Origin of the sequence: Xanthomonas cannabis (assembly GCF_040616535.1) — a bacterium.
Lineage (GTDB): Bacteria > Pseudomonadota > Gammaproteobacteria > Xanthomonadales > Xanthomonadaceae > Xanthomonas > Xanthomonas cannabis.
Window position 1 is genome coordinate 1,272,606 of record NZ_CP136580.1, and the last position, 25,385, is coordinate 1,297,990.

General features: G+C 66.8%; 26 protein-coding genes, 5 tRNA genes and 1 other RNA gene. 22 read left to right on the forward strand and 10 right to left on the reverse strand.

What is annotated here, in order from left to right; translation table 11 throughout:
• Nucleotides 1-103 precede the first annotated feature (103 nt).
• The 5 genes from RZV17_RS05445 (at nucleotide 104) to RZV17_RS05465 (ending at nucleotide 2,997) form a co-directional block, all read left to right on the forward strand.
• On the forward strand, nucleotides 104-376 hold the full coding sequence (locus RZV17_RS05445) for an HU family DNA-binding protein (RefSeq protein WP_002806049.1): 273 nt from the start codon (nucleotides 104-106) through the stop codon (nucleotides 374-376).
• 11 nt (nucleotides 377-387) lie between these two features.
• A tRNA-Val gene (locus tag RZV17_RS05450) sits at nucleotides 388-462 on the forward strand.
• 27 nt (nucleotides 463-489) lie between these two features.
• Nucleotides 490-566, forward strand: a tRNA-Asp gene (locus tag RZV17_RS05455).
• Between the two features lie 92 nt (nucleotides 567-658).
• Nucleotides 659-735: transfer RNA gene (locus RZV17_RS05460), tRNA-Asp, on the forward strand.
• A 291-nt stretch (nucleotides 736-1,026) separates the two neighbouring features.
• Nucleotides 1,027-2,997 carry a peptidyl-prolyl cis-trans isomerase gene (locus RZV17_RS05465; RefSeq protein WP_355607751.1) on the forward strand — a complete coding sequence of 657 codons (1,971 nt, stop codon included), beginning with the start codon at nucleotides 1,027-1,029 and terminating at the stop codon, nucleotides 2,995-2,997.
• 428 nt (nucleotides 2,998-3,425) lie between these two features.
• Here the strand turns inward: RZV17_RS05465 and RZV17_RS05470 are convergent, their stop codons facing one another.
• Nucleotides 3,426-4,601, reverse strand: a complete 1,176-nt coding sequence (locus RZV17_RS05470) for a lytic transglycosylase domain-containing protein (RefSeq protein ID WP_166744013.1) — start codon at nucleotides 4,599-4,601, stop codon at nucleotides 3,426-3,428.
• Nucleotides 4,598-5,365, reverse strand: coding sequence for a hydroxyacylglutathione hydrolase (gloB, locus tag RZV17_RS05475; RefSeq protein ID WP_355609198.1), 768 nt, complete (start codon nucleotides 5,363-5,365; stop codon nucleotides 4,598-4,600). Before gloB ends, RZV17_RS05470 begins: the two co-directional genes overlap by 4 nt.
• Nucleotides 5,366-5,377: 12 nt before the next feature.
• On the opposite strand from gloB, the gene RZV17_RS05480 reads away from it, so the two are divergent.
• The 3 genes from RZV17_RS05480 to dnaQ are packed head-to-tail and all read left to right on the forward strand — an operon-like array spanning nucleotide 5,378 to nucleotide 7,260.
• Nucleotides 5,378-6,034, forward strand: coding sequence for a hypothetical protein (locus tag RZV17_RS05480; protein ID WP_355607755.1), 657 nt, complete (start codon nucleotides 5,378-5,380; stop codon nucleotides 6,032-6,034).
• Nucleotides 6,035-6,064: 30 nt separating this feature from the next.
• Entirely contained in the window at nucleotides 6,065-6,517 is a 453-nt protein-coding gene (gene rnhA, locus RZV17_RS05485) for a ribonuclease HI (protein ID WP_355607758.1), read from the forward strand.
• Nucleotides 6,518-6,525: 8 nt separating this feature from the next.
• Nucleotides 6,526-7,260 carry a DNA polymerase III subunit epsilon gene (gene dnaQ, locus RZV17_RS05490; protein WP_104581089.1) on the forward strand — a complete coding sequence of 245 codons (735 nt, stop codon included), beginning with the start codon at nucleotides 6,526-6,528 and terminating at the stop codon, nucleotides 7,258-7,260.
• A 131-nt stretch (nucleotides 7,261-7,391) separates the two neighbouring features.
• Here the strand turns inward: dnaQ and RZV17_RS05495 are convergent, their stop codons facing one another.
• Nucleotides 7,392-8,096 (reverse strand): PP2C family serine/threonine-protein phosphatase, encoded by a 705-nt coding sequence (locus RZV17_RS05495; RefSeq protein ID WP_039404013.1) that lies wholly within the window; start codon nucleotides 8,094-8,096, stop codon nucleotides 7,392-7,394.
• A 195-nt stretch (nucleotides 8,097-8,291) separates the two neighbouring features.
• Here RZV17_RS05495 and RZV17_RS05500 point away from each other — a divergent pair.
• Nucleotides 8,292-8,382: transfer RNA gene (locus tag RZV17_RS05500), tRNA-Ser, on the forward strand.
• A gap of 258 nt (nucleotides 8,383-8,640) precedes the next feature.
• On the forward strand, nucleotides 8,641-9,045 hold the full coding sequence (locus RZV17_RS05505; RefSeq protein ID WP_039404016.1) for a DUF6165 family protein: 405 nt from the start codon (nucleotides 8,641-8,643) through the stop codon (nucleotides 9,043-9,045).
• Nucleotides 9,046-9,234: 189 nt separating this feature from the next.
• Here RZV17_RS05505 and RZV17_RS05510 read toward each other — a convergent pair whose 3' ends face one another.
• Nucleotides 9,235-10,284 (reverse strand): glycosyltransferase family 9 protein, encoded by a 1,050-nt coding sequence (locus RZV17_RS05510; RefSeq protein WP_104581090.1) that lies wholly within the window; start codon nucleotides 10,282-10,284, stop codon nucleotides 9,235-9,237.
• A gap of 20 nt (nucleotides 10,285-10,304) precedes the next feature.
• Here RZV17_RS05510 and RZV17_RS05515 point away from each other — a divergent pair, with 20 nt between their 5' ends.
• The 7 genes from RZV17_RS05515 to RZV17_RS05545 all read left to right on the forward strand — a co-directional run bounded on the left by RZV17_RS05515 (nucleotide 10,305) and on the right by RZV17_RS05545 (nucleotide 14,866).
• Nucleotides 10,305-11,054, forward strand: coding sequence for a 3-deoxy-D-manno-octulosonic acid kinase (locus tag RZV17_RS05515; protein ID WP_047695414.1), 750 nt, complete (start codon nucleotides 10,305-10,307; stop codon nucleotides 11,052-11,054).
• Nucleotides 11,054-11,803 (forward strand): MBL fold metallo-hydrolase, encoded by a 750-nt coding sequence (locus tag RZV17_RS05520; protein WP_047695415.1) that lies wholly within the window; start codon nucleotides 11,054-11,056, stop codon nucleotides 11,801-11,803. Before RZV17_RS05515 ends, RZV17_RS05520 begins: the two co-directional genes overlap by 1 nt.
• On the forward strand, nucleotides 11,803-12,837 hold the full coding sequence (moaA, locus tag RZV17_RS05525; RefSeq protein ID WP_355607764.1) for a GTP 3',8-cyclase MoaA: 1,035 nt from the start codon (nucleotides 11,803-11,805) through the stop codon (nucleotides 12,835-12,837). The genes RZV17_RS05520 and moaA overlap by 1 nt, the downstream gene beginning before the upstream one ends.
• Before the next feature lie 382 nt (nucleotides 12,838-13,219).
• A complete protein-coding gene (moaC, locus tag RZV17_RS05530; protein ID WP_179454980.1) occupies nucleotides 13,220-13,717 on the forward strand; it encodes a cyclic pyranopterin monophosphate synthase MoaC in 498 nt (165 codons plus the stop codon).
• Nucleotides 13,714-13,959, forward strand: a complete 246-nt coding sequence (gene moaD / locus RZV17_RS05535; RefSeq protein ID WP_047695418.1) for a molybdopterin converting factor subunit 1 — start codon at nucleotides 13,714-13,716, stop codon at nucleotides 13,957-13,959. Before moaC ends, moaD begins: the two co-directional genes overlap by 4 nt.
• The gene (locus RZV17_RS05540; RefSeq protein ID WP_047695419.1) at nucleotides 13,956-14,396 is read left to right on the forward strand and encodes a molybdenum cofactor biosynthesis protein MoaE; all 441 of its coding nucleotides are present in this window, start codon (nucleotides 13,956-13,958) and stop codon (nucleotides 14,394-14,396) included. Before moaD ends, RZV17_RS05540 begins: the two co-directional genes overlap by 4 nt.
• A 344-nt stretch (nucleotides 14,397-14,740) precedes the next feature.
• Complete coding sequence (locus RZV17_RS05545; RefSeq protein WP_355607770.1) at nucleotides 14,741-14,866, forward strand: hypothetical protein; 126 nt, start codon at nucleotides 14,741-14,743, stop codon at nucleotides 14,864-14,866.
• A gap of 71 nt (nucleotides 14,867-14,937) precedes the next feature.
• Here the strand turns inward: RZV17_RS05545 and ffs are convergent.
• An RNA gene (gene ffs / locus RZV17_RS05550) (signal recognition particle sRNA small type) lies at nucleotides 14,938-15,034 on the reverse strand.
• Nucleotides 15,035-15,108: 74 nt separating this feature from the next.
• Nucleotides 15,109-15,201: transfer RNA gene (locus RZV17_RS05555), tRNA-Ser, on the reverse strand.
• A gap of 135 nt (nucleotides 15,202-15,336) precedes the next feature.
• Here RZV17_RS05555 and dnaX point away from each other — a divergent pair.
• From dnaX to RZV17_RS05575, 4 genes are all read left to right on the forward strand, one after another.
• Entirely contained in the window at nucleotides 15,337-17,337 is a 2,001-nt protein-coding gene (dnaX, locus tag RZV17_RS05560) for a DNA polymerase III subunit gamma/tau (RefSeq protein ID WP_355607773.1), read from the forward strand.
• Nucleotides 17,338-17,343: 6 nt separating this feature from the next.
• Complete coding sequence (locus tag RZV17_RS05565; protein WP_005913896.1) at nucleotides 17,344-17,664, forward strand: YbaB/EbfC family nucleoid-associated protein; 321 nt, start codon at nucleotides 17,344-17,346, stop codon at nucleotides 17,662-17,664.
• A gap of 93 nt (nucleotides 17,665-17,757) precedes the next feature.
• The gene (recR, locus tag RZV17_RS05570; RefSeq protein ID WP_166750139.1) at nucleotides 17,758-18,351 is read left to right on the forward strand and encodes a recombination mediator RecR; all 594 of its coding nucleotides are present in this window, start codon (nucleotides 17,758-17,760) and stop codon (nucleotides 18,349-18,351) included.
• Between the two features lie 100 nt (nucleotides 18,352-18,451).
• Nucleotides 18,452-18,802 carry a histidine triad nucleotide-binding protein gene (locus RZV17_RS05575; protein ID WP_179454974.1) on the forward strand — a complete coding sequence of 117 codons (351 nt, stop codon included), beginning with the start codon at nucleotides 18,452-18,454 and terminating at the stop codon, nucleotides 18,800-18,802.
• A gap of 305 nt (nucleotides 18,803-19,107) precedes the next feature.
• Here the strand turns inward: RZV17_RS05575 and RZV17_RS05580 are convergent, their stop codons facing one another.
• Genes RZV17_RS05580 through RZV17_RS05595 form a run of 4 tightly spaced genes read right to left on the reverse strand, consistent with a single transcriptional unit; the run spans nucleotide 19,108 to nucleotide 23,498 of the window.
• On the reverse strand, nucleotides 19,108-19,641 hold the full coding sequence (locus tag RZV17_RS05580) for a Slp family lipoprotein (RefSeq protein ID WP_039404052.1): 534 nt from the start codon (nucleotides 19,639-19,641) through the stop codon (nucleotides 19,108-19,110).
• Complete coding sequence (locus tag RZV17_RS05585) at nucleotides 19,638-21,590, reverse strand: DUF3488 and transglutaminase-like domain-containing protein (protein WP_355607778.1); 1,953 nt, start codon at nucleotides 21,588-21,590, stop codon at nucleotides 19,638-19,640. Before RZV17_RS05585 ends, RZV17_RS05580 begins: the two co-directional genes overlap by 4 nt.
• On the reverse strand, nucleotides 21,583-22,539 hold the full coding sequence (locus RZV17_RS05590; RefSeq protein WP_355607781.1) for a DUF58 domain-containing protein: 957 nt from the start codon (nucleotides 22,537-22,539) through the stop codon (nucleotides 21,583-21,585). The genes RZV17_RS05585 and RZV17_RS05590 overlap by 8 nt, the downstream gene beginning before the upstream one ends.
• 5 nt (nucleotides 22,540-22,544) lie before the next feature.
• Entirely contained in the window at nucleotides 22,545-23,498 is a 954-nt protein-coding gene (locus RZV17_RS05595) for a MoxR family ATPase (RefSeq protein WP_039404058.1), read from the reverse strand.
• 37 nt (nucleotides 23,499-23,535) lie between these two features.
• Here RZV17_RS05595 and RZV17_RS05600 point away from each other — a divergent pair, with 37 nt between their 5' ends.
• Nucleotides 23,536-25,377 (forward strand): glycosyltransferase family 39 protein, encoded by a 1,842-nt coding sequence (locus RZV17_RS05600; protein ID WP_355607784.1) that lies wholly within the window; start codon nucleotides 23,536-23,538, stop codon nucleotides 25,375-25,377.
• Nucleotides 25,378-25,385: the final 8 nt, after the last annotated feature.

The following is a 25,385-nucleotide window of genomic DNA, read 5'->3' on the forward strand; positions in this document are numbered from 1 at the left end:
AAATGTGATGCGTCACGCGATACCACTTGTGTCGGGTTCTTCGCTAACGGCAAGAGCGCCGATTGTCGATTCCGCGGCATCTGCCGCAAAGGGAGTTTCAAGAATGAATAAAACCGAATTGATCGATGGCGTTGCCGCTGCCGCTGACATCTCCAAGGCTGAAGCTGGCCGTGCTGTCGACGCGGTTGTGAGCGAAATCACCAAGGCGCTGAAGAAGGGCGACGCCGTCACCCTCGTTGGCTTCGGCACCTTCCAGGTCCGCGAGCGCGCTGAGCGTACCGGCCGCAATCCGAAGACGGGCGACAGCATCAAGATCGCCGCTTCGAAGAATCCTGCATTCAAGGCTGGCAAAGCCCTGAAGGATGCAGTAAACTAATCGACTCGCTAGGGTGCTTAGCTCAGCGGTAGAGCGTCTCCCTTACACGGAGAGGGTCGGGGGTTCGAAACCCTCAGCACCCACCACTAAGCACCAGGCAAAGTTTCAAGCGCGGAGCGGTAGTTCAGCTGGTTAGAATGCTGGCCTGTCACGCCGGAGGTCGCGGGTTCGAGTCCCGTCCGCTCCGCCAGTTACACCGAAGCCCCTGAGCAATTGGGGGCTTCGTTTTCTCCACAACATTCGCGCTGCGAATGCGGTGGGGAAGATGTCCAAGTTTAAAGCGGAGCGGTAGTTCAGCTGGTTAGAATGCTGGCCTGTCACGCCGGAGGTCGCGGGTTCGAGTCCCGTCCGCTCCGCCAGTTGTACCCGAGCCCTCGGCCTTGTGCCGGGGGCTTTTTTTTGGCGTTTGTCGTGCGGTGGGTTTGGCGGTTGCAGCGCTGCAGACAGATGGCCTGGGCATGGCGGAGTGGGTGCCATGTCTGTCCTTCTCTCCACCACGTCCAGGGCGCCACGGCTTTTGCGCCGGGATCCAGTTTATGCATCGCCTTTATGCATCGCCGCGCTGCGGCAGCGGGCGTCGGGCGTCGGGCTGGGTGCTTGGCGTCAGGCGGGTTACACTGCGCGGCTCGCCCACAGGCCGTGATTTGCCAATGCTGCAGAAACTTCGCGACAAGACGTCAGGCTGGATCGCTACCGCCATCCTGGGGTTGCTGATGATTCCGTTCCTGTTCGTCATCGACAACAGCTACCTGGGCGGCATTGGCGCCAACAACGTGGCCAAGGTGCAGGCGCCACCGACGTGGTGGAAATCGGCACCGTCATGGTGGCCGGTCTCGCTGCTGTGGCAGCACCATGAAATCAGCACGCAGGATTTCCGTGCACGCTTCGAGCAGGCGCGCATGCAGGAACGTCAGCGCCAGGGCGAGAATTTCGACCCGCGCACGTTCGAATCCCGCGAGAACAAGCTGCAGGTGCTCGACCAATTGGTCGACGAACAAGTGGTGCGTCTGGGCGCGGAAGATGCCGGCATCGTGATCGGCGATGCGACGGTGCGCGACTACATCACCAACATCCAGGCGTTCCAGGTCGACGGCAAGTTCAGCCCTGACCAGTACCGCGCCGCGCTGGCACAGGGCACGCCGCCGCGCACGCCTGCGCAGTTCGACGCGCTGGTACGCGACAGCCTGCAGCAGTCGGTGATCCCGCAGGCCGTGGCCGAATCGGGGTTTGCAACCAAGGCCGAGTTCGAGCGCCTGCTCAAGCTGATGGGTGAGACGCGCGATGTGGAGTTGGCAATGCTGCCGGCGCCGGCGGCCGATACCGCACCCGTCAGCGATGCGCAGGTCAAGCAGTGGTACGACACGCATGCGCAAGACTTCCGTCAGCCCGAGACGGTGACCATCGAGTATGTGGAGCTCAATGCCGCCACGATGCCGCCTGCCACGGCAGCCGACGAGGCGACGTTGCGCAAGCGCTATGAGGAAGAGAAGGCGCGCTTCGTCGAGCCGGATCAGCGTCTGGCGTCGCATATCCTGATCAGTGCCGGCAGCGATGCTGCCGCGCAAAAGGCGGCCGAGGCGAAGGCGGCAAAGCTTGCAGCGGAAGCCAAGCATCCAGGCGCCGATTTTGCGGCACTGGCCAAGGCCAACTCGCAGGACCCCGGTTCCAAGGCTGCCGGTGGCGACCTGGGTTGGGTCGAAAAGGGCACCATGGTTAAGCCATTCGAAGACGCACTGTTTTCGATGAAGGCGGGCGACGTGGTCGGGCCGGTCAAGAGCGAATTCGGTTATCACGTGATCCAGTTGCGTGAGGTCAAAGGTGGCCAGGGCAAGTCGTTCGAGCAGGTGCGTGACCAGCTGGCCGCCGAGCAGCTCAAGGCAGACGCCGACAAGGCATTTGCGGACGTGAGCGGCAAGCTGGTGGATCAGGTCTACAAGAACCCCACCGCGCTGGAGCCTGCGGCCAAGCAGGTCGGCCTGCCGGTGCAGACGCTGGGCCCGTTCTCGCGGACCACGGCCAGCGGCATTGCCGCCAACCCGGCGGTGCTGCGTTCGGCGTTCTCCGAAACGCTGGTGCAGGACGGCACGGTGAGCGACCCGATCACCATCGCGCCCAACCACAGCGTGGTGCTGCGAGTGACCAATCACACCGCCGAACAGGCGTTGCCGTTGGACAAGGTACGCGACAAGGTGATTGCCGCGGTCCACGCCGATCGCACTGAAAAGGCGGCTGCTGCTGCGGCCGATGCGCTGCTGGCGCGCGTGCAGAAGGGCGAGACCCTGCAGGCACTGGCTGCAAGCGAGAAGCTGCAGGTGCAGCCGATCCCGGGATTGCCGCGTACCGCGCCGATTCCGACGCCGGCTGCAAACCGCGCAATCTTCAGTGCCCCGCGTCCGACTGCAGGCAAGTCGTCGGCAGGGAAGGTGGAGCTCGATGGCGGTCGTTTCGCGGTCTTCGTCATCAGCAAGGCGACGCCGGGCGACCTCAAGCAGATGCCGGCCGAACAGCAGACGATGCTGCGCGAGCAGCTGAGCCAGATCGATGGCAACAATGCCGCCCAGGCCTATGTCAAAGAAATGCGCAAGCGGTACAAGATCCAGATCGAAGAAGCGCAGCTGTAAGGTCGCGCTTTCGAATGGTGTCAGGAACGAGCCCGGGTAACCGGGCTTTTTCTTTGCCTGTCACTGTGCCGCCCGAACAGTCTGAAGGTGTGGTGGTGTGTTCGCCTGTGCCAGCGTTTGGCGCATGCAGGGTCCGCTGCCTGGATTCGGAAAGACGTTTCCAGGCAAGGCCGTTCAGTGGCAATGGCGCGCATGGCCCGCGCTCGGGCGGCGTTGCAAGCTATCCAGTGCAGGATTGCCGGCACGAGCGGCCGGCCGGGTCGTTACGCACTGCGCGTAGTGTCGTGGTGGTAGTGGCTCTGGCCGCGAGGGGACTGTTCCCGGGAACGTCCCCCTCGCGGCCAGGGCCGCTTCTGCAAGAGCGTGATGGCTATGGCGGTTGGGGAGTTCGGCACCCGGAACGGTGGGGGCGCCCGACCGGTGCGCCCTCAGGGTGCGTCGTTGAACGACAGCACCATGCCCGGCTTCAGTACCGCGCGCTTGTCCAGACCATTGCTGGCAAGCAGGGTGGCCACGGTGATGCCGTAGCGGCGGGCAATTGCCCAGGCAGATTCGCCGTTGCGAACCGTGTGGGTCCGGGCGGGCGCGCTGGACGCCTTGGCTATCGCAGCACTGGTGGTGGCAGCGGCGCCGTTATCCGTTGCCATCATCGGAGTCGTCGAGGCGACGACGGCACCGCTGGATCCGGGTTGCGCGGGCGCTGCCGGAGCCAGGACATGGACGCCCCTGGGGGCCGCGCGCGCTCCTGCCACCGCAGGGTTCAGGCGAGCCAGCAACTGCGGCTCGATGGCACGTTGCCCGGCCCAGGTGTTGAGGCTGGTACCGGCGGGGAGTGCGTGCTCGGTCAATACCGGCACCTGGCGGTCCAGCGAAGTCAGTAACGTGCCCTGTTGTTGCGCGTGGTCCAGGACACAGGCCAGCGCGTGCAGTTTTTCGACGTAGTCGTAGGTGACCTTGGACATGCCGGGCAGTTGCGACGGGCTGGCATTCTGGGCATTCACCCCGGCGCTGCGCATCGCCTGCAGCACGCGGTACTCGCCGGCGTTGTACGCCATCAGCGCCAGTCGCCAGTCGCCCCCGAACATGCCGTACAAGGTCTTGAGATAGCGCACCGCCGCAGTGGTGGAATCCACCGCCGACAGGCGGCCATCGTATTGCGCGCCGACCGGTACATGGTGGTTACGTGCAGTGGTGGCGACAAACTGCCACAGGCCCGCAGGGCCGCTGCCGTTACGTGCACCGGGGCGATAACCGCTCTCGACGAAGGGGATCAGCGCGAATTCCGTCGGCATGTCGGCGGCGCGCAGTTCATCGACGACATAACCGAACAGCGGCAGGACATCCTGTGCATCGTCGGCCAGGCGAGCCGGGGCGCGTGAGAAGTGCTGCTCCCAGCGCGTGTCACTGTGTTCGCTGTCGCAGCCGGGATCGGCGCGGCCGTCCAAGAATGCCGAAAAGATCTCCCGCCCGTTACGCATGCTGGGGGCGGTGGGCGATGCGGTGGGGCCGTCTGCGGGTTTCAGGCGGGCTGCGTCGTTGGACGAGGCCGCCGCCGGTGCAGTGGCCGCAAACGCGGCCAGCACTGCCAACACCAACCGCCTCATGCGCGAAATTCGTCTTTCCAGCGCCGAAGTTCGGCGAATACGTCTACTTCGGAGGATACCGCTGCAGTCGCGCGCAGTGTGACTGCGGCGCGGATCTCGGGGCGGTTGGTGCGTAAGAACGGATTGGTGGCCAGTTCACTCTTGAGCGAAATCGGCAGGGTAGGACGGGCTGCATGACGCATGGCCTGGGCTTCCTGTTGACGGCGCTGCAAGGCAGCGTTGGTGGGATCGACATGCAGCGCAAAGGCCGCGTTGGCCAGGGTGTATTCGTGGCCACAACACACAAGCGTGTCGCCGGGCAGGGAGGCCAGGCGCTGCAACGAGTCGAACATCTGCGGAGCGGTACCTTCGAACATCCGCCCACAGCCTAGGCTGAACAGGGTATCACCGCTGAACAGGTGGGTGTCCGTTGCAAACGCGATGTGGGTGCGGGTGTGGCCGGGAACCTCCAGCACCTCGAATGCCGTCCCCAGTAGCGCCAGGCGCTCGCCCTGACCAACCCGATGCGCGTTGCCGGGAATGCGCTCGTCGTCAGGCCCGAACACCTCCAGGTCCGGCCAGCGCTGCTGAAGCGTGGCCACGCCGCCGACATGATCGGCGTGATGGTGGGTCAACAGGATGGCCGTGGGTACCACGCCATCGTGCTGTGCGGCGGCGATGACCGGCTCGGCCTGACCGGGGTCGACAATGATGGCGCGGCCATCCGCGGCGACCAGCGCCCAGATGTAATTGTCATCGAATGCGGGCAGGGCGATCAGTCGCATAGAATTGGGACCATGCCTGCCCCGCCATTCTCCCGTCAAGCTGGTGTCTCATCCTGGTTTGATACGGGGGCAGGACGCGGCCTGCTCCAGTCCGAGCGTCGCCTGGCACTGGAGGCGCTGCAGACGCGTCCCTCCCAGCCGTGGTTGTGGCTGACGCCGACCAGGGATCTGCCACCACGCGAGTCGCTGGATGGGCGCGGGCTGCGCCTGTTCCGCAGTGCGGGGCGGTTCGCCGGCGATGCCCGCTGCGCCATGCCGTTCCCGCTGCCAACCGAAAGCCTGCAGGCCATCGTGGTGCAACATGCCGTGGTCGGCGGTGCGGCGGATTTCCTGAGCGAGTGCGAGCGGCTGTTGATGCCGGGTGGCCGACTGTGGCTGTTTACGCTCAACCCGCTGAGCCCTTACCGGTTTCATTGGGCGCGCCGCGGCCCGGTGGCCTTGCGGCCGGATCGCTGGCGGTTGCTGGCGCAGCGCGCCGGCCTGCAATGCGTGGAAACAGAGCGCTACCTGGGGCCGATCTGGCGTATCGGGCGCGGCTCCTCCGATCCTGGCCGCGCTCCGTGGCGCGCGGTGTATTTACTTGAAGTGGAAAAGCGCGCCTCGGCACCGATCGCGCCCACACCGATTGCGCTGCCGTCGCGTTGGCCGCAACCGGTGGCCACGATCTGACCTTTGCCTCATTGCAACTCTTGGAAACTGATGAAATCAATTGAAGTGCATACCGACGGCTCCTGCCTCGGCAACCCCGGGCCGGGTGGCTGGGCAGCGCTGCTGCGTTACAACGGCCGCGAAAAGGAACTGGCCGGCGGAGAAGCGGTGTCCACCAACAATCGGATGGAACTGATGGCGGCGATCATGGCCCTGGAAACGTTGACCGAGCCGTGCCAGATCGTGCTGCATACCGATTCGCAATACGTGCGCCAGGGCATTACCGAATGGATGCCCGGCTGGGTGCGCCGCGGATGGAAAACTGCCGGCGGCGATCCGGTCAAGAACCGCGAGTTGTGGGAGCGGCTGCACGCGGCAACCCAGCGCCATCGCATCGATTGGCGCTGGGTGAAGGGGCACAATGGCGATCCGGACAACGAGCGCGTCGACGTGCTCGCCCGCAACCAGGCCATCGCCCAGCGCGGTGGCGCTGCAACTGCGTAAGAGGATTCATGCGTCAGATCATTCTCGATACAGAAACCACCGGCCTGGAATGGCGCAAGGGCAACCGCGTCGTCGAAATCGGTGCAGTGGAGCTGCTGGAGCGACGGCCCAGCGGCAACAATTTCCATCGCTATCTGAAGCCTGATTGCGACTTCGAGCCCGGGGCACAGGAAGTGACCGGGCTGACCCTGGAATTCCTGGCCGACAAGCCGCTCTTCAGCGACGTGGTGGAGGAGTTTCTCGCCTACATCGACGGTGCGGAGCTGGTCATCCACAACGCCGCATTCGACCTGGGCTTTCTGGATAACGAGCTCTCGCTGCTGGGCAGCGGTTATGGCCGCATCACCGATCGCGCCAGCGTGACCGATACCTTGATGATGGCGCGCGAGCGTTACCCGGGGCAGCGCAACTCACTGGATGCCTTGTGCAAGCGCCTGGGCGTGGACAACTCGCATCGCCAGCTGCACGGCGCCCTGCTCGATGCGCAGATCCTGGCCGATGTCTACATCGCGCTGACCTCCGGGCAGGAAGAGATCGGCTTTGCCAGCGCCGATGCCGGCCAACGCTCCGAGGACGGCAGCGGCATGATCACCTTCGACCCGGCCTTGTTGTTGCCGCGGCCGCGGGTCGTGGTCACCGCGTCGGAAACGCAGGCGCACGAAGCGCGCCTGGCGCAGTTGCGCAAGAAAGCCGGTCGTGCACTGTGGGATGCGCCGGTTGAGGAGGTTGCTGCGGCAGGCTAGGACGGCTGCGCCGGGGGCGTCTGCCGTCACGCGCTCGCGGCATACGCCATGGTGGGCCTGTGCCGGGTGCAGCACGGCGCTGTGTTAGGCGATCAGCGCCGACGTCCGAGGCCGACGGCGCGCAGCCTTGCTCAGTAGCTGCGCACCAGGATGGCGGTGATGTTGTCCGAGCCGCCGCCATCCAGTGCCGCGGCCACCAGGCATTCCACGCACTCCTGCGCGCTGCAGTCGGCCTGCGACAGGGTTGCGGCGATGGCGGCATCGTCCACTTCCTCGGTCAGGCCGTCGCTGCACAGCAGTAGCTGCATGCCGGATTTGAGTTCGCCCTGCATGGTGGCAACGTTGAGGTGCGCCGGGTCGGTGACGCCCAACGCCTGGGTCACCACATTGCGATGCGGATGCGCGCGCGCCTGCTCGCTTGTCAATGTGCCCTGGGCGATGAGTTCCTGCACATAACTGTGGTCCTGGCTCAACTGCGCCAGCCGGCCGTCGCGCCACAGATACGCGCGGCTGTCGCCGACCCAGGCCACTTCGAAGCGCTGGCCCAGCACGCGTGCGGCGACCACGGTGGTGCCCATCGGCAACGTGTCGTTGCAGCGGCGCGAGGTCTTGATGATTTCTTCGTCGGCGATGCGCACGGCCTGGGCGAGCGGGGTGCCGGCGCGGACTTCGCGCACGATGGTCTCGCGCGCCAGCGCACTGGCCACCTCGCCGCAGGCGTGACCGCCCATGCCGTCGGCCACCAGCCACAGCCCCAGCTCGCTGTCGCCGTAATAGGTGTCCTCGTTGAGGTCACGGCGCAGGCCGACGTGGGTGAGGTGTCCGAATTCGAGCATGGGGCCGGTCGCCAGGGAGAAGATGCGCCACCATCATCGCGGCCGGGACGGCCAGCAGCAACCGAGCCATTGCCGGTGCCGCAGCGCCGGTTCACGCCGGGCCGGCAGGCGGTGACACCGACGCTGGCCCAGGCCGCTTGTGGCCTGGCGCGTGTGCCCGTATGATGCACGGCCCCAGGACACTGGGGACCATCTGGAGAGGTGGCAGAGCGGTTGAATGTACCTGACTCGAAATCAGGCAGGCGTTTATAGCGCCTCGGGGGTTCGAATCCCCCCCTCTCCGCCAGATTAGGGCGAGCAGTTGTGCCAGTGCCGCGTGAGTTTCGCCGGCGGCGTTGGGGGGGTGAGAAGCCCCGGGTTCGACAGACAGCGCAGCTGTCTGCACGGCGAAGCCGCCCGCAGGGCGAAGGCACGTAGTGCCGAGTGAATCCCCCCCTCTCCGCCAGATTCGCATCAGCCCCCGCAAGGGGGCTTTTGTTTATGTGTCGCAACCGGCTGTGGCTGCGATGACTACAATCCGCTCGATCCCCGTTGGAGGCCTGTCATGTCCGAGATCCTGGTGCCCGTGTCCTTTGGTGAGCTGCTCGACAAGATCGCGATCCTGCAGATCAAGTCCGAGCGCATGAGCGATGCGGCCAAGCTGGCGAATGTGCGCAACGAGCTGTCCGCGCTGGAAAACAGCTGGATGGCGCATCCGGCCGCCGGCCACGACATCGTGCGTCTGCGCGCCGAGCTCAAAGCCGTCAACGAGCGGCTGTGGGTGATCGAGGACGACATCCGGCTCAAGGAACAGGCGCAGACCTTCGACGACGGCTTCGTGCAGCTGGCACGCAGCGTGTACATCGAAAACGACGAGCGTGCGCGGATCAAGAAGCAGATCAATCTGGCGTTAGGCTCGTCGTATGTGGAAGAGAAGTCCTATCAGGATTACCGCGCAACCGGCGCCTGAGACGTGATCGGGTGATCACGCTGGCGTATGTCAGTGGGACCGCAGGGCTGGCGGTGCGTGTCCCGGCGACTGGCGATCAGGGCGTTGCCCATTGCCTCGCGGGACGATGAGATCGCTGTGTCGCGTTTGCGCGCCGCGCAGGCTCACCGCGCAACACGCCGGTGCGCGCGTGGCTGCAGCGGCCAATGCTCAACGCGGATGATCGGCGCGATAGCGTTCGAATGCGGCAATCGCATCGTCGACGGTGATCAGCGACATCACCTCGTCGAACTCGATCTTGGTGCCCCAGCGGAGCTGCTCGGCCGGTTTGCCCAGGTGTTTGCGCGCGGCCGCGTCGTAGCGGTCCACGCAATAGCGCACATCCGAGTAAGGCCCGCTACGTCTGGGGTTGCTGGCCGCGTGCAGGCCAAGCACCTTGGTGCCCATCGCGTTGGCGATGTGCATCGGCCCCGAATCGGGGGTGACCACCAGGTCTGCGCGGGCAAGCAGCGCAGGCAGCTGCTTGAGCGTGTCCTTGCCGACCAGGTCCAGCACCGGTGCACGCGTGGCGGCTACGATGGCGTCGGCCGTGCTGCGTTCCAGTGCACTGCGGCCGCCGCACAGCACGATGCGCCAGCCTTGCGCGGCCGCGTGATCGGCCAGCGCCGCGTGGCGCTCCGGGTACCAGTTACGTCGCACATGGCTGGAGCAGGGCGAAATCATCAGCACCGGGCGGCCGTCGTCGTCCCACTGCGCGCGAGCCCAGGCGTGCGCCTCGGCGGGAACCGGCAGGTCCCAGCGAACCTGCGTCTGGCGCAGGCCCAGCGGCTCGGCGAAGCTGCCGATGGCATCGAGTACGTGGATGCCCGGGCGGTCGGGGATGCGTTCGTTGACGAACAGCCCGTGCAGATCCTTGGAGCGGCTGCGGTCGTAGCCGATACGCCGGCGTGCCGGCACGAACGCCGACAACACGTTGGCGCGAAAGGCCACCTGCATTTGCAGCAAGGCGTCGAAGCGCCCCAGCGGCGCCAGTGACCGGCGTAATGCGCGCATGCCGGCCACGCCGCTGCGTTTGTCGTAGGCATGGAACTGCACGCCGGGCAGGCCGTCGAGCAGCTTGAGGCCCGCCTGGTCGATGATCCAGTGCAGCTGCGTCTGCGGGAAACCCACTTGCAGCGTGCGCACCAGTGGCACTACATGGGTGACATCGCCCAGGGCGGACAAGCGCAGCAGACACAGCGATGCAGGCGTTACAGCCATGGTGTTGTTAGACTCGATAGATGGTTTCTTTCGACGCCACCGAAGCACTGACGCCGTACCGCGAGGGCCGCGGGTACGGCGCCATTCTGTTCGACCGCGAACGGCTGCGGCAAGCCGACGCCGGGCTGTTTTCGCCGCAACGCTGGGGCGACAGGGCGCGGCCGGTCGGTGAGGGCGGCCGCGGCGGGGCCTGGTTTGTGGATGCGCCATTCGGCCGCAGCGTGTTGCGCCAGTACCTGCGTGGCGGCATGGCGGCGCGGGTGAGCCATGACCGGTATCTGTGGAAAGGTGCCGGACGCACGCGCAGCTTTGCCGAGTTCCGGCTGATGCGCGAACTGATCAAGCGCAAGTTGCCGGTGCCGCGTCCGCTGGCGGCCTGCTATCTGCGCGAAGGCCTGGGCTACCGCGCGGCCTTGTTGATGGAGCGGCTTGAAGATGTGCGCTCGCTGGCCGACCACGCGCAGGTGGCCGGGCGTGGCGCACCGTGGGAGGCCACCGGCCAACTGATTGCGCGGTTTCATCGCGCCGGGCTGGATCACGCCGATCTCAACGCGCACAACATTCTGTTCGATGCCGGCGGGCATGGCTGGTTGATCGATTTCGACCGCGGTGTGCTGCGTATTCCGGCCACCCGCTGGCGCGAGCGTAACCTCAAGCGGCTGCATCGTTCGCTGCTGAAGCTGCGCGGCAACCGTAGCCGCGAAGAGGTCGACAAGGATTACCAGCGGCTGCACCGCGCGTATGAGCTGGCCTGGGGCCGGGGCTACTGATGCATTGGGCGTTGCGGGTGCAAGGGGTCGGCAATGCGTCGGCGGTGGCGCTCGGTTCGCCGATGGCCACCATCGAGCGCGCCGGCGCGCCGTGGTTGACCATCGATTGCGGCAGCGAGGGGCTGACTGCCTATCAGGCCCATTACGGCCAGCTGCCGCAGGCGATCTTCATCACCCATGTGCACCTGGATCATGTCGGCGGGCTGGAGCGGGTGTTCGTCGACAGCTATTTCTCCGAGCGGCGCGGGCGCACGCGCCTGTATGTGCCCGCGCCGGTGGTGCCGCTGTTGCAGCGGCGCATTGCCGATTACCCGAACGTGCTGGCAGAAGGCGGGGCGAACTTCTGGGACGCATTCCAATTGGTGCCGGTCGGCGATGCCTTCTGGCACGACGGGGTACGGCTGGAAGTGTTCCCGGTACGCCACCACTGGCCCGAGACCGCTTACGGGCTGCGTCTGAAGGGCGCGCTGGTGTGGACCGGCGATACCCGGCCGATCCCGGAAATGCTGAAGCGTTACGCCGACGACAACGAGCTCATCGCGCATGACTGCGGTGTTCACGGGAACCCGTCGCATACTGGCGTGGACGATTTGGAGCGGGAATACCCGCAGGACCTGTTGAGCCGCATGCTGCTGTACCACTACGCCAGCGACGCCGATGCCGATGTGCTGCGCGCGCGCGGCCATCGTGTTGCCGTGCCTGGGCAGCATCTGGCACTGGCGGACTCGACCGCTGCCACGGTGCGCTGATGGGCGCCCTGACCCTGCCCACCCTGGCCGGTGCGCCCATGCAGGACCGCTACGGCCGCCCGCTGCGCGACCTGCGCCTGTCGGTGATCGAGGCCTGCAACTTCCGCTGTGGCTATTGCATGCCGGCCGATCGCGTGCCGGACGACTATGGGTTCGATGCGCAGCAGCGCCTGAGCTTCGAGCAACTGGAAACCCTGGTGCGGGCCTTTGTTTCGGTGGGCGTGACCAAGGTCCGCCTGACCGGTGGCGAGCCACTGCTGCGGCGTGACCTGCCGGCCCTGATCGCGCGTCTGACGGCGATCGACGGCATCGAGGATCTGGCATTGACCACCAATGGCGTCCTGCTCGCGCGCCAGGCTGTGGCGCTGCGCCAGGCCGGGCTGCGCCGCATCACGGTCAGCATGGATGCGTTGGAGCCGGCATTGTTCAGACGCATGAGCGGCGACCGCGGCGATATCGCCCAGGTGCTGGCCGGGATTGCGGCTGCCGAGCAGGCCGGCTTCACGCGGTTGAAGATCAATTGCGTGGTGCAGCGTGGCGTCAACGAGGATCAGGTGCTGCCGCTGGTGGAGCACTTCCGCGGTACCGGGCACGTGCTGCGCTTCATTGAATTCATGGACGTGGGGAGCTGCAACGGTTGGTCACCGGAGGCGGTGGTGAGCTCTGCGCAACTGCACGCGCGCATCCATGCACGCTGGCCGCTGGTGCCGCTGGATGCCAATTACACCGGTGAAGTCGCGCAGCGCCACGCATTTGCAGATGGCGCCGGCGAAGTGGGGTTCGTCAGTTCGGTCAGCGTGCCGTTCTGTGGCGACTGCCAGCGCGCGCGCGTTTCGGCCGACGGCCATCTGTATACCTGTCTGTTTGCCAGCCAGGGCCATGATCTGAAGCCAGCCTTGTCCAACGGCGAGCACGGGTTGGCGGACCACCTGCGTCAGCGCTGGAGCCTGCGTGGCGACCGCTACAGCGAGGTGCGTGCGGTGGCGGCGCCGCGTCGGGGTAAACCGGTGGAGATGTTTCTGATCGGCGGGTGAGTGCGGGCGTGCTCCTGGCGCTATGCGCGCCGCACGCGTGCTTGCGCGATTTGCCGATGCGCGCGCGTTGGCGCATTGCGCGGCACCGACTGGACGTCACCGCGTCCGGGCGTGCTGCAGTCGCAGTGGACGATGTGCAGCGATCGCTGCGCCAGTGCAGATTTCGCTGTCGATGAGCGGGTCGACGGCGTTTAAAACGTTGTTTTCTTGCAATCCTGCGCCGCCGGATCATCGGTCGACCGCCGGGTGACTGCCGGATTGCGTGCTGTAGCGCGTCGCACGCTGGCGCAAGGATGCACACTGCTGACAGCTGCTGTTCCATCAAGGCGCCTCGTTCACCGAGAATGCCGCATCCTGCCTGCCTGTCACCGTGTAGTTCTCCATGCCTCCCAAATCACGTTCCGCGCGCCTGACCCACCTGGATGATGCCGGGCTCCCCACCATGGTGGATGTCTCGGACAAGGCGCTCACCGCACGCAGCGCCACGGCCGCCAGCCGGGTGCGTTTTCCGGTTGCGGTCGCAGCCCAGTTGCGCGCCAGCGGCCTGCGCAGTGCCAAAGGTGGCATCGTCGAGACGGCAGTGATCGCCGGCACGATGGCGGTCAAGCGCACGCATGAGCTGATCCCGTTCTGCCATCCGTTGCCGATCGACGCCTGCCGTTTCGAGATCGATTGGGCTGGAGAGCAGGTGCTGGACATCCAGTGCACGGTCCGTTGCGTGCATCGCACTGGCGTGGAGATGGAGGCCCTGACCGGCGCCAGCGTTGCGGCGTTGACGGTGTATGACATGTGCAAGGCGCTGTCGCACGCCATGACCATCGGGCCGACCAGGTTGGTCTCCAAGCGTGGCGGCAAGCGCGACATCGGAGCGGCGCGATGACTGCCACGGTAACGGTGTTGTATTTCGCCAGCCTGCGCGAGGCGGCAGGGGTGGCCGACGAGCGCGTGCAGTCCAGTGCCCAGGACCTGCGGGGCCTGTATGCCGAGCTCGATGCACGGCACGGCCTGCGCTGGACGCCGGCGCAGTTGCGCGTCGCCGTCGATGGGGCGTTTGCGCGCTGGGAGGATGCGGTGCGCGACGGCAGCGAAGTGGTGTTCATTCCGCCAGTGTCGGGAGGTTGAACGTGAGCGAGCAGACAACCGCCGTATTTGCGCTGTCCGACATTGCGTTGCCGGTCGATCACTTGCGTGCAGGGATGGAACATCCGCACGCCGGCGCCTTCGCCAGTTTCGAGGGCTGGGTGCGCGACCACAATGAAGGCCGCGGCGTTGCCGGCTTGCGCTACGAAGCCTATGCCGCACTTGCCCAGGCCGAAGGCCAGCGCGTGCTTGATGAGGCAGTCGGCCGCTTTGCCATCGTGCAGGCGCAGTGCGTGCATCGTGTGGGTGAGTTGCGTATCGGCGAGATGGCGGTGTGGGTCGGTGTGAGTGCGGCGCATCGCGGCGCCGCGTTCGACGCCTGCCGTTACATCATCGACGAGGTCAAGGCGCGCGTGCCGATCTGGAAGCACGAGCATTACCTGGAAGGGGATGCGGGCTGGCTGCATCCGGAGGCCTAGGGTGAAGGCAGCGTTGTGGCGTGCCGAGCACCGCAAGTCTCATGCTGGCGATGGCGCGCGGCTCGAGGGCGTCTGCAGCGCGCGTCAATGCGCTTGTGTAGTGCCCGGCCTTGCGCACGCCGCGTCGGTCCGCAACGCGGCACTCATTAGTGCAACTGCAGCTGGTCAGGAGCGGGTACGCGTTGAAGCTCCGATGATGTGCCGCCCGCTGATCTAGGCGGGCGCGTTGAGCGTTTCACGCCCAGCCGGGCGTCGCAGCGCGTTGCATCAATCCGCGTCGTAGGCGCTTTGGCGCGCAGCTTCCTGGTGCGGGCGCTCGGCTGTCGCCGAGGCCGCCATCACGGATGGATGAGGGGTATGCATGCGGTGCGAAGCACGACACTGACGGCCTGCACGGCAACATCGCCAACAACAGCGCACTGATGTTCCTGCAGACGCCAATGGAACTGCAGAGCGTGGTCGCCGCGTGATGCAGGCAAGCGTACCGTACCGCTGTGGCGGCGACTGGCCGGCCCGGCGCGTGCTGGAGGTTGGGGTGGTGTCCCCGCCGGTTGACCTCGGCGCCCGCATCAATCGATACCGTTGCTGCCTTCCGGCCCTGGCGGGATTTTCGATCTAGCGTCGCGAGGGACCGACGGGGCCACCATAAGACGTGGGCCACTGGCGTGGCCCGGGATCTGCTGCGACGGTGTCATCGCGCACATCATGAAACTGGCGGAGAGAGGGGGATTCGAACCCCCGAAGCGCGGTTTAGACGCTTACACACTTTCCAGGCGTGCTCCTTCAACCACTCGGACACCTCTCCGTACCTGCACGACCGGGGCCTTACAGGGCCGCAAATTCTAGCGGTCGCCGGGCCATACCACAAGCTGAATCTTGCAGGCACAGTCGATGAGACGGGCCGTGGCACAATATCGGCTCAGAACAAGCTGGTTGCCCGATGTCTTATCTCGTTCTCGCCCGCAAGTGGCGCCCGAAGCGTTTTGCCGAACTCGTGGGCCAGGAACACGTGGTCCGCGCGCTCAGTAACGCGCTCGACAGTGGGCGCGTGCACCACGCGTTCCTGTTCACCGGCACCCGCGGCGTGGGCAAGACCACCATTGCGCGCATCTTCGCCAAGTCGCTGAACTGCGAGACCGGCACCAGCGCCGACCCGTGCGGGACGTGCCCGGCCTGCCTGGACATCGATGCCGGCCGCTATATCGACCTGCTGGAAATCGACGCCGCTTCCAACACCGGCGTGGACGACGTGCGCGAGGTGATCGAGAACGCCCAGTACATGCCCTCGCGCGGCAAGTTCAAGGTCTATCTGATCGACGAAGTGCACATGCTCTCCAAGGCGGCGTTCAATGCGTTGCTGAAGACGCTGGAAGAGCCGCCGGAGCACGTGAAGTTCCTGCTGGCCACCACCGACCCGCAAAAGCTGCCGGTGACCGTGCTGTCGCGCTGCCTGCAGTTCAACCTCAAGCGGCTGGACGAGGATCAGATCCAGGGCCAGATGACGCGCATTCTGGCGGCCGAAGAGATCGAATCGGATCCGTCGGCGATCGTGCAGCTGTCCAAGGCGGCCGATGGCTCGCTGCGCGATGGTTTGTCGCTGCTGGATCAGGCGATCGCCTACGCCGGCGGCGCGCTGCGCGAGGACGTGGTGCGCACCATGCTGGGCACGGTCGACCGCACCCAGGTCGGGGCGATGCTGCAATCGCTGGCCGATGGCGATGGCGCGCGCCTGCTGCAGGTGGTGGCCGCGCTGGCTGAATTTTCGCCCGATTGGAGCGGCGTGCTGGAAGCCCTGGCCGAGGCGCTGCACCGGGTGCAGGTGCAGCAGCTGGTGCCATCGGTGGCCTTTGTGGGCGATGGGATCGACCCGACCCCGTTTGCCGCGCAGCTGCGCCCGGAAGTGGTGCAGCTGTGGTACCAGATGGCGCTCAACGGGCGCCGCGACCTGTATCTGGCGCCGAGCCCGCGCGCCGGGTTCGAAATGGCGGTGCTGCGCATGCTGGCCTTCCGGCCCGCGGCGGCGGTGCCTGCCGGTAGCAGCGACGATGGCCGTGGGGCCAGTGCCGGCGGTGGCACACGCGTGGCGGGTGCAGGCGTGCAAGCTGCTGCGCCTGCTGCTGCGGCCGCAGCGCCTGCAGCGATGCCGGCAGCGGCGATGGAAGCAGTGGTTGCGCCAAACGTGGCAGTCGCCGCCGCTGCGCCAGCTGCCGTCGCGGCAGCGCCGGTGGTCTCGCTGGCTGCTTCGGCGGTTCCTGCGGGCGCTGCGCCTACGCGCACTGACGACAGCCCACCCTGGGCGGTGGACGACGCACCAGTGAGGACGCCTGCCGCAGTGACGGAGACCTCGGCTCCCGCATCCGGGGCGGCCATTGCCCCGTCGATCGCGTCGCCCTCGGTCATGGCCACGCCAGAAGCGGCCATGGCGCCTCCCCTGGACGCTGCGGACCCGGCAGCGGCAACCGAAACGATGGCGGCGACACCGCCGTCGCACGTTGCAGCAGCATCCCCGGCGCGTTCCACCGATGCGGCGGCGCCGATCGACGATGGCCGCATCGCCGATGCCGAGCAGTGGCTGGAACTGGTCACGCGCAGTGGCTTGAATGGCCCGTCGCGTCAGCTTGCTGCCAACGCGGCATTCATTGGCCATCGCGACGGCGTGCTGCGGCTGGCGCTGGCGCCGGGCTTCGAATACCTCAACTCCGAGCGCTCCATCGCCAACCTGGCTCAGGCGCTGGCGCCGGTGCTGGGCGACACCCCGCGCATCGTGATCGAAACCGGCAACGCCGATATCGAGACCTTGCACGAGCGGGCCAACCGCCAGAAAGGCGAGCGCCAGAGCGCAGCCGAAATCGCCTTCATGAACGACCCCAATGTGCAGCAGCTGATTCAGCAGCAGGGCGCGCGGGTCGTCCCCGATTCCATCCGCCCTTACGACGAGTAACGCCCCATGCGTGGAAACATTGCCCAATTGATGCAGCAGGCGCAGAAGATGCAGGAAAACCTGCAGCGCGCCCAGGAAGAACTGGCCAAGCTGGAAGTCACTGGCACCGCCGGCGGCGGCATGGTCAGCGTGACGCTGACCGGCGCCAAGGAGTGCCGCAAGGTGCGCATCGACCCGAGCATCCTGTCCGACCAGGAAATGGCCGAAGACCTGATCGCTGCCGCGTTCAACGACGCCTCCAACAAGATCGACGCCGAATCCAAGGACCGCATGGGCTCGGCCACCGCCGGCATGCAGCTGCCGCCCGGCATGAAGTTGCCTTTCTGAAAGGCGGGGAATCGGGAGTAGGGAATCGGGAATCGTAGAGCGAGCTGGCTTTGCTGTTGCGATTCCCCAATCCCGATTCCCGATTCCCGACCGATGTCCACTCTGCTCGAACAACTGATCGAGGCCTTCCGGGTGTTGCCCGGTGTGGGCCAGAAGTCGGCGCAGCGCATGGCCTACCACGTGCTCGAGCGCGAGCGCGAGGGCGGGCGGCGCCTGGCCGCGGCGCTGGGAAATGCGGTGGACAAGGTCGGGCATTGCGTGCAATGCCGCGATTTCACCGAGTCGGAAGTCTGCACCATCTGCGCCAGCAGCAGCCGTGACCGCCAGCAGCTGTGCGTGGTCGAGTCACCGGCCGATCGCTTGGCGATCGAGCACGCCACCGGCTACCGCGGTCTGTATTTCATTTTGCAGGGGCGCTTGTCGCCGCTGGATGGTATCGGCCCGCGCGAGCTGGGGCTGGACCGCCTCGGCGAGCGCCTGGCCGCTGGCGAAGTGACCGAAATGATCATCGCCACCAACGCCACCGTGGAAGGCGAGGCGACCGCGCATTACCTGGCGCAGTTGGCACGACAACATGCCGTGCGGCCCAGCCGGCTCGCGCAGGGCATGCCGCTGGGCGGCGAGCTGGAATACGTCGACCGCGGCACCCTGTCGCACGCCTTCGGCACCCGCAGTGAGGTGCTTTGAGGGCGGGGATTGGGGAGTCGGGATTTGGGATTCGCTAAAGCAGGCTGGCGCGCGCGGTAAGCTTTGGCCAATCCCGAATCCCGAATCCCGAATCCCGTCTATGACCGACACCATCTTCGGCAAAATCATTCGTCGCGAAATTTCGGCCACCATCGTTTATGAAGACGATGACGTCCTGGGCTTCGAGGACATCGCACCGCAGGCGCCGGTGCATGTGCTGTTCATTCCCAAGCAGCACGCCATTCCCACCCTGGACGATGTGCCGCCGGAGCAGGCGCTGCTGGTCGGCAAGCTGGCCATTGCGGCGGCGGCCTACGCGCGTGCGCAGGGACTGGCGCAGGACGGTTACCGCATCGTGATGAACTGCCGCGAGCACGCGGGCCAGACCGTGTTCCATATCCATCTGCACCTGCTGGCCGGTGCGCCGCTGGGCCGCTTCGGCACCCCCTGACGGGACGTTGCCACCGATGTAACCGAACAGGTGGTCGAGCGGCAACGGCAGGCCAGGTTTGAGCATGGCCGGTCGTCGCTACTGCGGTCACGAGCCGATGCACACCAGTAGGCGCTCATGGCAGCCGTGTAGCCGCGCAGTCGCGATTCCGGCAGGCTTGTTGCGCCTGCGTAGCGCCGGGGCCGGCGAAATGGCGAAGTAACGATCCAGCCGAAACGCGCTGATGCAGGCGGCTTGACCCGCACCAACAAAAACGCCGCTCCTTCAGGAGCGGCGTTTTGCATCACGGCTGACTCAGCGATGGATTACCACCAACCGCGGCCCCAACCCCAGCCGCCGCCCCAGCGCGGACCCCACGGGTCGCCCCAGGGGCCGTACGGGTAGGCCGGAATCACGTCGACGTCGCGCACTTCCGGCCACAGGTAGACCACGTCGGCAGCCACCTTGGGCAGCTTGTAGTCGTACTCGCCGATCTTGGTGGTTTCATAGCCTTCGATCTTGCCGATGAAGGTGACCTCGCGGCCCGGCTCGAACACGGCCGGATCATAGAAGCCCGAGCGGCATGCCAGGAAGCGGCCATCGCTGGCATCCACCGCATTGCGGTCCGGACGGCCACTGGCGTTGAGCGGACGCGAGATCAGCTCGAAGCAGGTCTGGCCCTGGGCGGGTTTGGTCTGAATGATCTTGCCGCCCCAGCGCACCGAGGTGCCCAGTTGCGCGCTGGCAGTGGAATCGCTCGGGCTGACCGTGGGGAACTGGCCCTGCAGCGGCTTGGGCGCGGTCGCGCAGGCTGCGAGCCCGAGCACAGCGACAATGGGGAACAGAAAACGGGTACTCATGAGGAAGCTCCGGTTCGCGGGCGATGCTGCAGCAGGTCTTTCAGGAGAGTGGCGCTGTCGGAATCAGCGCCAGCGTATCGCGCGGCAGCGAAACGTTGGCTGAGCGCCAACAGTGCCGTGTCCGGGTGCGAACGGGCGACGCGTTGCGCCCAGTCAATGGCCGGTTCGTGGGGTTCGCGGGCCAGGCCCAGCTTGCCGTAGCGGCGACTCAGCCGATGCCAGGCGCGCAGTAGCGGGTCGCGTTCGCGCTCGCCGCGAGCCAGCAGCCAGCCCATCCAGGCCAGGGCGCTGACGGCAAACACGCCGAAGATGGCAGCCAGTTGCGTGGGCTCCAGGCGGTCGATACCGAACGGCTGCAGCAGGCGCTGCTGGCGGTCGGCATTGAACGACAGCACCAGGTCGTTCCAGCCGCGCCGCAGCCAGTCGCCGACCTGGCTCAGGCCGGCCCAGGTGCCGAGCTGGGCCAGGCCGGCGCCGCCATCGGTCTGCAGGCGATCTTCCAGCGTATCGTAGATGCGTTCCGGCGCCACCGCGGCAGTCGGGTCCACGCGCACCCAGCCGCGGCCGGCCAGCCACACCTCGGTCCAGGCATGGGCATCCATGCGCCGCACCACCCAGTAGTTGCCCAGCCCGTTGTAGGTGCCGCCGGCATAGCCGGTGACCACGCGCGCCGGGATGCCGGCCGCACGCATCAGCACCACGAATGAAGAACTGAAGTGCTCGCAGAAACCGGCCTTTTGCTGGAACAGGAATTCATCCACGCTGTTGCGGCCGAGCAGCGGCGTATCCAGCGTGTAGGCGAATTCGCGGGTGATCCACCCCAGCGCGCGCTGTACCACCGCATCGTCGTTGCTGCCGGCCTCCGCGCGCCATTGCCGGGCCAGGGTGAGCGTGCGCGGATTGAAGCCTGGTGGCAGCGCGAGCGCGCGCTTGCGTAGCTGGTCGGGCAGGTCGGTATCGAAACGGGTGGGCGGTGCCGATTGCAGCTCCCAGCGTGTCAAGGCGCTCAACGGGCGCTGCGCGAACAGTTCGTAATCGGGTGAGAGCTCGGCGTTGGCAACGCCCCGGGTCGGCAGGTCCAGCGACACCAGTTGACGACGATCGGTGGGCTCGTAATCCAGTCGGTAACGATAGGTTTGCGGGCCTGCGGTAACCGAGGCGGGCTGGCCGCGGCCGGTCCAGCGCGCGCGCTGCCAGGTGCGGCCGTCGAAGTCCCACATCACCGGTCCGCGCCAGTAGCGTTGCTGCGGCGGTGGCGCCTTGCCGGTGAACTGCACGCGCAAGGCCGGGCTGTCGTCGGCCATCAGGTCGATCCATTCGCCCGGGGACATGTTGTCCGACAGGCCGGGCCGCGACAGTGCGCGCTCGGGCACGCCCCACAAGGGCGAACTCAGGCGCGGCAGCAGCCAGAAGGTGACCAGCGCCAGCGGCACGCCGATGGCGACCAGTTTGCCGATGCTGCGCAACTGCAGGCGCAGGCCGGGCGTGCCGGTGCGGTGCTCTTCGTCGGCCAGCCGCTGCATGCTGATCAGTGCGCTGACCACTGCCAGCAGCGCCAGGCCCATCGTCGTCGGGCCCTGGTCGAGCAGGAAGGCCGCAAACGGCGCAAACAATGCAAAGCCCAGCAGGCTGCGCGCATCGCGCAGGGTGCGCAGTTCGGAGGCCTTGATCGCCAGCATCGCCGCCAGCACCGCGCAGCCGGTGTCGCGCCCGAAACGCATACCAATTTGCCAATACACCGCCGCCAGCATCGCGATCACCAGCAGGACGCGCACCGGTGCCATCAGGGTGCCGCGCCAGCTCATCACGCCCACCAGCAGTGCGGCGATGGCGATGGTGGAGGCCAGCAACCCGGGCAGCTGCAGCAGCAACGGCGTGAGCGCCAGCCAGCTGGTGGCCAGCACCCAGCCACGGCCGGCCTGGGAAATGGGAAGGGCGGGCTCAGTCATGCGGCAGCAGCGCCAGCGCGCGCAGGCAGAGGTGATGGTGCGAAGGCCCCTGTGCAGGGCCCAGCGGAGGTTGGCCCGGCAGCAGCAGCCGGTAGCGTCGCCCGTCGCGCTCTGCCAGATTGACCCAGCGCGCCAGCCGCGCGATGCGGCGCTCGTAGGGCAGCGCGTGGAGGCTGCGCCAGTCCAGTGTCACTTCGATACCGAGCGGTTGTTCGTACTCGCGCACCAGCAAGGTGTCGCGCCGCGCCGAGTGCTTCCAGGAAATCGTGCGTGGCGCATCGCCTGCGCGGTACGGGCGCAGCTGATGCAGTTCCTCGCCTTGCGCGTGCAGCCGGGTCTGGTTGGGCGACCCGGCGCCCTCGGGCAATGACGGTCCCTGTTCTTCGGGTCTGGGGTAGGCCAGCAGCGGCGTTTCCGGCCACACCCACGACCATGCCCGTACCAGCCCCAGCGGTAGGGTACTGGACAGGCGGATGCGTTCGATGTCCTGCCAGCCGCGGTGCGCGGTGGGCACCAGCAAGTCGATCTCGGCCATGTCGTGGTCGACCAGCGAACAGAAGCCGCTGCTGTCCAGGTGATCCAGGCGCACACCGCGGCGTGCGCGGGTGTCGCGGCGTGCCAGCGACACCCGCATGCGCAGCGGCTCGCCGGCCACCACCGGCTCGGCCGACACCGCCTCGATACGCAGCGCCGACAACTGCAGGTGCGCCATGATGCTGCTGGCGACCCCGGCGGTGGCCAGCAGCAGGGCCAGCAGCAGCGCGGGGTTGTTGTTGTAGTTCAGCGCGCCCAGCAGCATCGCCAGCAACAGCGCGGTGACGAACAGTCCGAAGCGGGTGGGCAGCACATAGATGCGCCGCCGGTCCAGCACGATCGGCAAGGCTTCGGCTCCCCGCGGACGCGCCAGCAGGCTGAGCCGGCGGCCGATGCCGCGCAGTGGCGCACGCACCTGGGTCAGTCCACCGGCACGCTGTGCAGCAGCGCCTTGGCCAGCGCCGGCCCGGACGAGGATTCGGCCTCCGGCACCAGCCGGTGCCCGGCCACGGCGACAAACAGCGCCTGCACGTCTTCCGGCAGCACATGTTCGCGCCCCAGCAGCAGCGCGTAGGCCTTGGCGGCACGCAACAGCGCGATGCCAGCACGTGGCGACAGCCCCACGCGCACCCCGGCGTGCTGACGGCTGCGCAGCAGCAAGGCCTGCACATAACCGATCAAGGCATCGCTGGTGTGGACCTGGCCGACCACTGCGCGCAGCGCCACCACGTCGGCGTCGCTGAGTTGCGGGGCGGCCTGGGCGATCAGCTCGCGTCGGTCGGTGCCCGACAGCAGCGCGCGCTCGGCATCGGCGCTGGGGTAGCCCAGGCTCAGCCGCAGCAGGAAGCGGTCCAGCTGCGAATCGGGTAGCGGGAACGTGCCGGACAGATCGACCGGGTTCTGCGTGGCGATCACGAAGAACGGCTCCGGCAACGCATGCGTCACGCCGTCCAGTGTCACCTGCTGCTCGGCCATGGCTTCGAGCAGCGAGCTTTGCGTGCGCGGCGGAGCGCGATTGATCTCATCGGCCAGCAGCACGTTGGTGAACACCGGGCCGGGATGGAACTGGAACTGGCGCGAGGCCGCGTCGTAGACCGACACCCCCAGCACATCGGCCGGCAGCAGGTCGGAGGTGAACTGCACGCGCTGGAAGCCCAGCCCCAGGCTGGACGCCATCGCGTGGGCCAGGGTGGTCTTGCCCAGGCCGGGCAGGTCCTCGATCAACAAATGTCCACCGGACAGCAGCGCCACGAACGCCAGCCGCACTTCCTGCGCCTTGCCCAGCAGCAGCGAATTGACCTGGTCTTGCGCGCGCCGCAGCGATTGACGCAGCGCATCGGTTAGCATTTCCGTGGAACGCAGCGGTGTCGACATCACAATTCCGTAGGTGAAAAGAAGAGTGCACAGGGCAATGCAGGGGGACCAACGCGCACATCGCACCTTCGTGATCCTGTGGACACTGGCGACGGCCGTCAAGCTATTGATCGCTGCACGCTTGCCGCTATTCGTGGACGAGGCGTTTTACTGGCAGGAAGGCCAGCATCTGGCCGCAGCCTATTCGGATCTGCCGGGCCTGACCGCCTGGCTGGCCCGGCTGGGCGTGGAGCTGGGCGGGCATCATCTGCTGGCCTTGCGGCTGCCGTTCCTGGCCATCGCCGCGCTGGTTCCCTGGTTGATCGCGCATATCGCCACGCGCTGGTTCGGCTCCACCCTGGGCTGGCAGGCCGGCAGCCTGACCCTGCTGGTGCCGCTGTCGGCCACGCTGGGCATCCTGGCGGTGCCGGACGTGCCGATGGCCCTGGCAGCGGTGCTGTGCATGGACGCCGGCGCGCGCTTGCTGCGCGAGGTCGATGCCACCAGTGCGCTGGAGCTCGCCATTGGCCTGGTGATCGGCGCGCTCAGCCATTACCGCTTTGCCGGGGTGATTGGGGTGGGCTGCATCGCGCTGCTGTGCATTCCGCAGGGGCGCGCGGTGATGCGCGACCCGCGCATCTGGATGGCGCTGACGGTGGGTGCGGTGAGCTGGCTGCCGCTGCTGTTCTGGAACACCGATCATGACGAGGCCGGCCTGCGCTTCCAGTTGGTCGACCGGCACCCGTGGCGCTTTCAGATCACCGGGTTGTGGTTTCTGCTGATCCAGGCGGCACTGGTGACGCCGTTGCTGGCCTGGGCAATGGTCAAGGTGGGCCTGGCCGGCACGCGGACCGGGGGCGGTTCGCGCGCGCAGTGGCGTTACTTCGGTTTGCTGGGCGGCATTTCGACCGTGGCGATCTTCGTGCTGGGCTTCTTCAGCGATGCCGAGCGGATCAGCTTCCATTGGCCACTGCCGGGGTATCTGGCGCTGCTGGTGGCAGTGCCGGTGATCCTGATGCGCTGGCCGCATCCGCTGCGCCGTGCAGCGTGGCTGATCGCGCTGCTCGGCACGCTTGGTGCGTATGGCTATTACCTGGCCGTCTCGGTGCCGTCGATCCGCGCGCACGCGGCTGGCGAAAAATACTACCCCCGCAACTTTGCCGGCTGGAACGATCTGGCGCGCGCGGTCAAACGTCAGCTGGCGCAGATGCCGCCGGGCACGCACGTGCTGGCAGAGAACTTCAAGGTCGGCGCCGAGCTCGGTTTCCAGTTGCACGACGCCAATATCGAGGTGCTGCGCGCCGACTTGAACGACAAGCACGGGCGCAGTGCGCAGTTGCTGCAGTGGGGGTTGCTCAGCGATGGCACGCGGGATGGGCCGCGATTGCTGGTGCTGTCGCCCAGCGATCAGCGTTACCGCGATCTGCTCGTGCGCTACCACGACATCTGCAAGATGGTCGGGCCATTGCCATCGCCCACCGTCGTCTCCACCGATCACGGCTATCAGCGCTTCCTGCTGCTTGCACTGCCGGCGCAGCGCGCGCCCGGGGCGTGCGTCACCCCGGCGATGGCCTGGATCGACACGCCGCTGCCGGACGCGGCGGTGTCCGGCCAGGTCCAGGTGCGCGGTTGGGCGTTCAAGGACGGCGTCGGCCTGGCGACCGTGGAGCTGCTGCTGGACGGTCGCCCGGTCGAGCAGGCCGCTTACGGCAGCGTGCTGGACGTGCGCCCGTACTGGAAGATTTCCACCGACCCGCAGCACCCGAACGTCGGCTTCTCCGCCACGCTCGATACGCACGCGTTGCCGCCCGGCACGCATTGGCTGGGACTGCGCCTGCACGGCCGCGACGGCAGCGTCGAGGACTGGTGGGAGCAGCCCGTCACCGTTTCCGCACCCTAGATCGCCCA

What these genes read in the sequence shown, in the direction of transcription:
- RZV17_RS05480 (WP_355607755.1), top strand. Translation starts at nt 5,378, where the DNA reads ATGCCTGCCCCGCCATTCTCCCGTCAAGCTGGTGTCTCATCCTGGTTT.
- RZV17_RS05495 (WP_039404013.1), bottom strand. Translation starts at nt 8,096, where the DNA reads ATGCTCGAATTCGGACACCTCACCCACGTCGGCCTGCGCCGTGACCTC.
- dnaQ (WP_104581089.1), top strand. Translation starts at nt 6,526, where the DNA reads ATGCGTCAGATCATTCTCGATACAGAAACCACCGGCCTGGAATGGCGC.
- RZV17_RS05445 (WP_002806049.1), top strand. Translation starts at nt 104, where the DNA reads ATGAATAAAACCGAATTGATCGATGGCGTTGCCGCTGCCGCTGACATC.
- dnaX (WP_355607773.1), top strand. Translation starts at nt 15,337, where the DNA reads ATGTCTTATCTCGTTCTCGCCCGCAAGTGGCGCCCGAAGCGTTTTGCC.
- rnhA (WP_355607758.1), top strand. Translation starts at nt 6,065, where the DNA reads ATGAAATCAATTGAAGTGCATACCGACGGCTCCTGCCTCGGCAACCCC.
- RZV17_RS05510 (WP_104581090.1), bottom strand. Translation starts at nt 10,284, where the DNA reads ATGGCTGTAACGCCTGCATCGCTGTGTCTGCTGCGCTTGTCCGCCCTG.
- RZV17_RS05465 (WP_355607751.1), top strand. Translation starts at nt 1,027, where the DNA reads ATGCTGCAGAAACTTCGCGACAAGACGTCAGGCTGGATCGCTACCGCC.
- RZV17_RS05520 (WP_047695415.1), top strand. Translation starts at nt 11,054, where the DNA reads ATGCATTGGGCGTTGCGGGTGCAAGGGGTCGGCAATGCGTCGGCGGTG.
- moaC (WP_179454980.1), top strand. Translation starts at nt 13,220, where the DNA reads ATGCCTCCCAAATCACGTTCCGCGCGCCTGACCCACCTGGATGATGCC.
- RZV17_RS05515 (WP_047695414.1), top strand. Translation starts at nt 10,305, where the DNA reads ATGGTTTCTTTCGACGCCACCGAAGCACTGACGCCGTACCGCGAGGGC.
- recR (WP_166750139.1), top strand. Translation starts at nt 17,758, where the DNA reads ATGTCCACTCTGCTCGAACAACTGATCGAGGCCTTCCGGGTGTTGCCC.
- RZV17_RS05575 (WP_179454974.1), top strand. Translation starts at nt 18,452, where the DNA reads ATGACCGACACCATCTTCGGCAAAATCATTCGTCGCGAAATTTCGGCC.
- RZV17_RS05565 (WP_005913896.1), top strand. Translation starts at nt 17,344, where the DNA reads ATGCGTGGAAACATTGCCCAATTGATGCAGCAGGCGCAGAAGATGCAG.
- RZV17_RS05470 (WP_166744013.1), bottom strand. Translation starts at nt 4,601, where the DNA reads ATGAGGCGGTTGGTGTTGGCAGTGCTGGCCGCGTTTGCGGCCACTGCA.
- gloB (WP_355609198.1), bottom strand. Translation starts at nt 5,365, where the DNA reads ATGCGACTGATCGCCCTGCCCGCATTCGATGACAATTACATCTGGGCG.
- moaD (WP_047695418.1), top strand. Translation starts at nt 13,714, where the DNA reads ATGACTGCCACGGTAACGGTGTTGTATTTCGCCAGCCTGCGCGAGGCG.
- RZV17_RS05600 (WP_355607784.1), top strand. Translation starts at nt 23,536, where the DNA reads ATGCAGGGGGACCAACGCGCACATCGCACCTTCGTGATCCTGTGGACA.
- RZV17_RS05585 (WP_355607778.1), bottom strand. Translation starts at nt 21,590, where the DNA reads ATGACTGAGCCCGCCCTTCCCATTTCCCAGGCCGGCCGTGGCTGGGTG.
- RZV17_RS05595 (WP_039404058.1), bottom strand. Translation starts at nt 23,498, where the DNA reads ATGTCGACACCGCTGCGTTCCACGGAAATGCTAACCGATGCGCTGCGT.
- moaA (WP_355607764.1), top strand. Translation starts at nt 11,803, where the DNA reads ATGGGCGCCCTGACCCTGCCCACCCTGGCCGGTGCGCCCATGCAGGAC.
- RZV17_RS05545 (WP_355607770.1), top strand. Translation starts at nt 14,741, where the DNA reads ATGGATGAGGGGTATGCATGCGGTGCGAAGCACGACACTGACGGCCTG.
- RZV17_RS05505 (WP_039404016.1), top strand. Translation starts at nt 8,641, where the DNA reads ATGTCCGAGATCCTGGTGCCCGTGTCCTTTGGTGAGCTGCTCGACAAG.
- RZV17_RS05580 (WP_039404052.1), bottom strand. Translation starts at nt 19,641, where the DNA reads ATGAGTACCCGTTTTCTGTTCCCCATTGTCGCTGTGCTCGGGCTCGCA.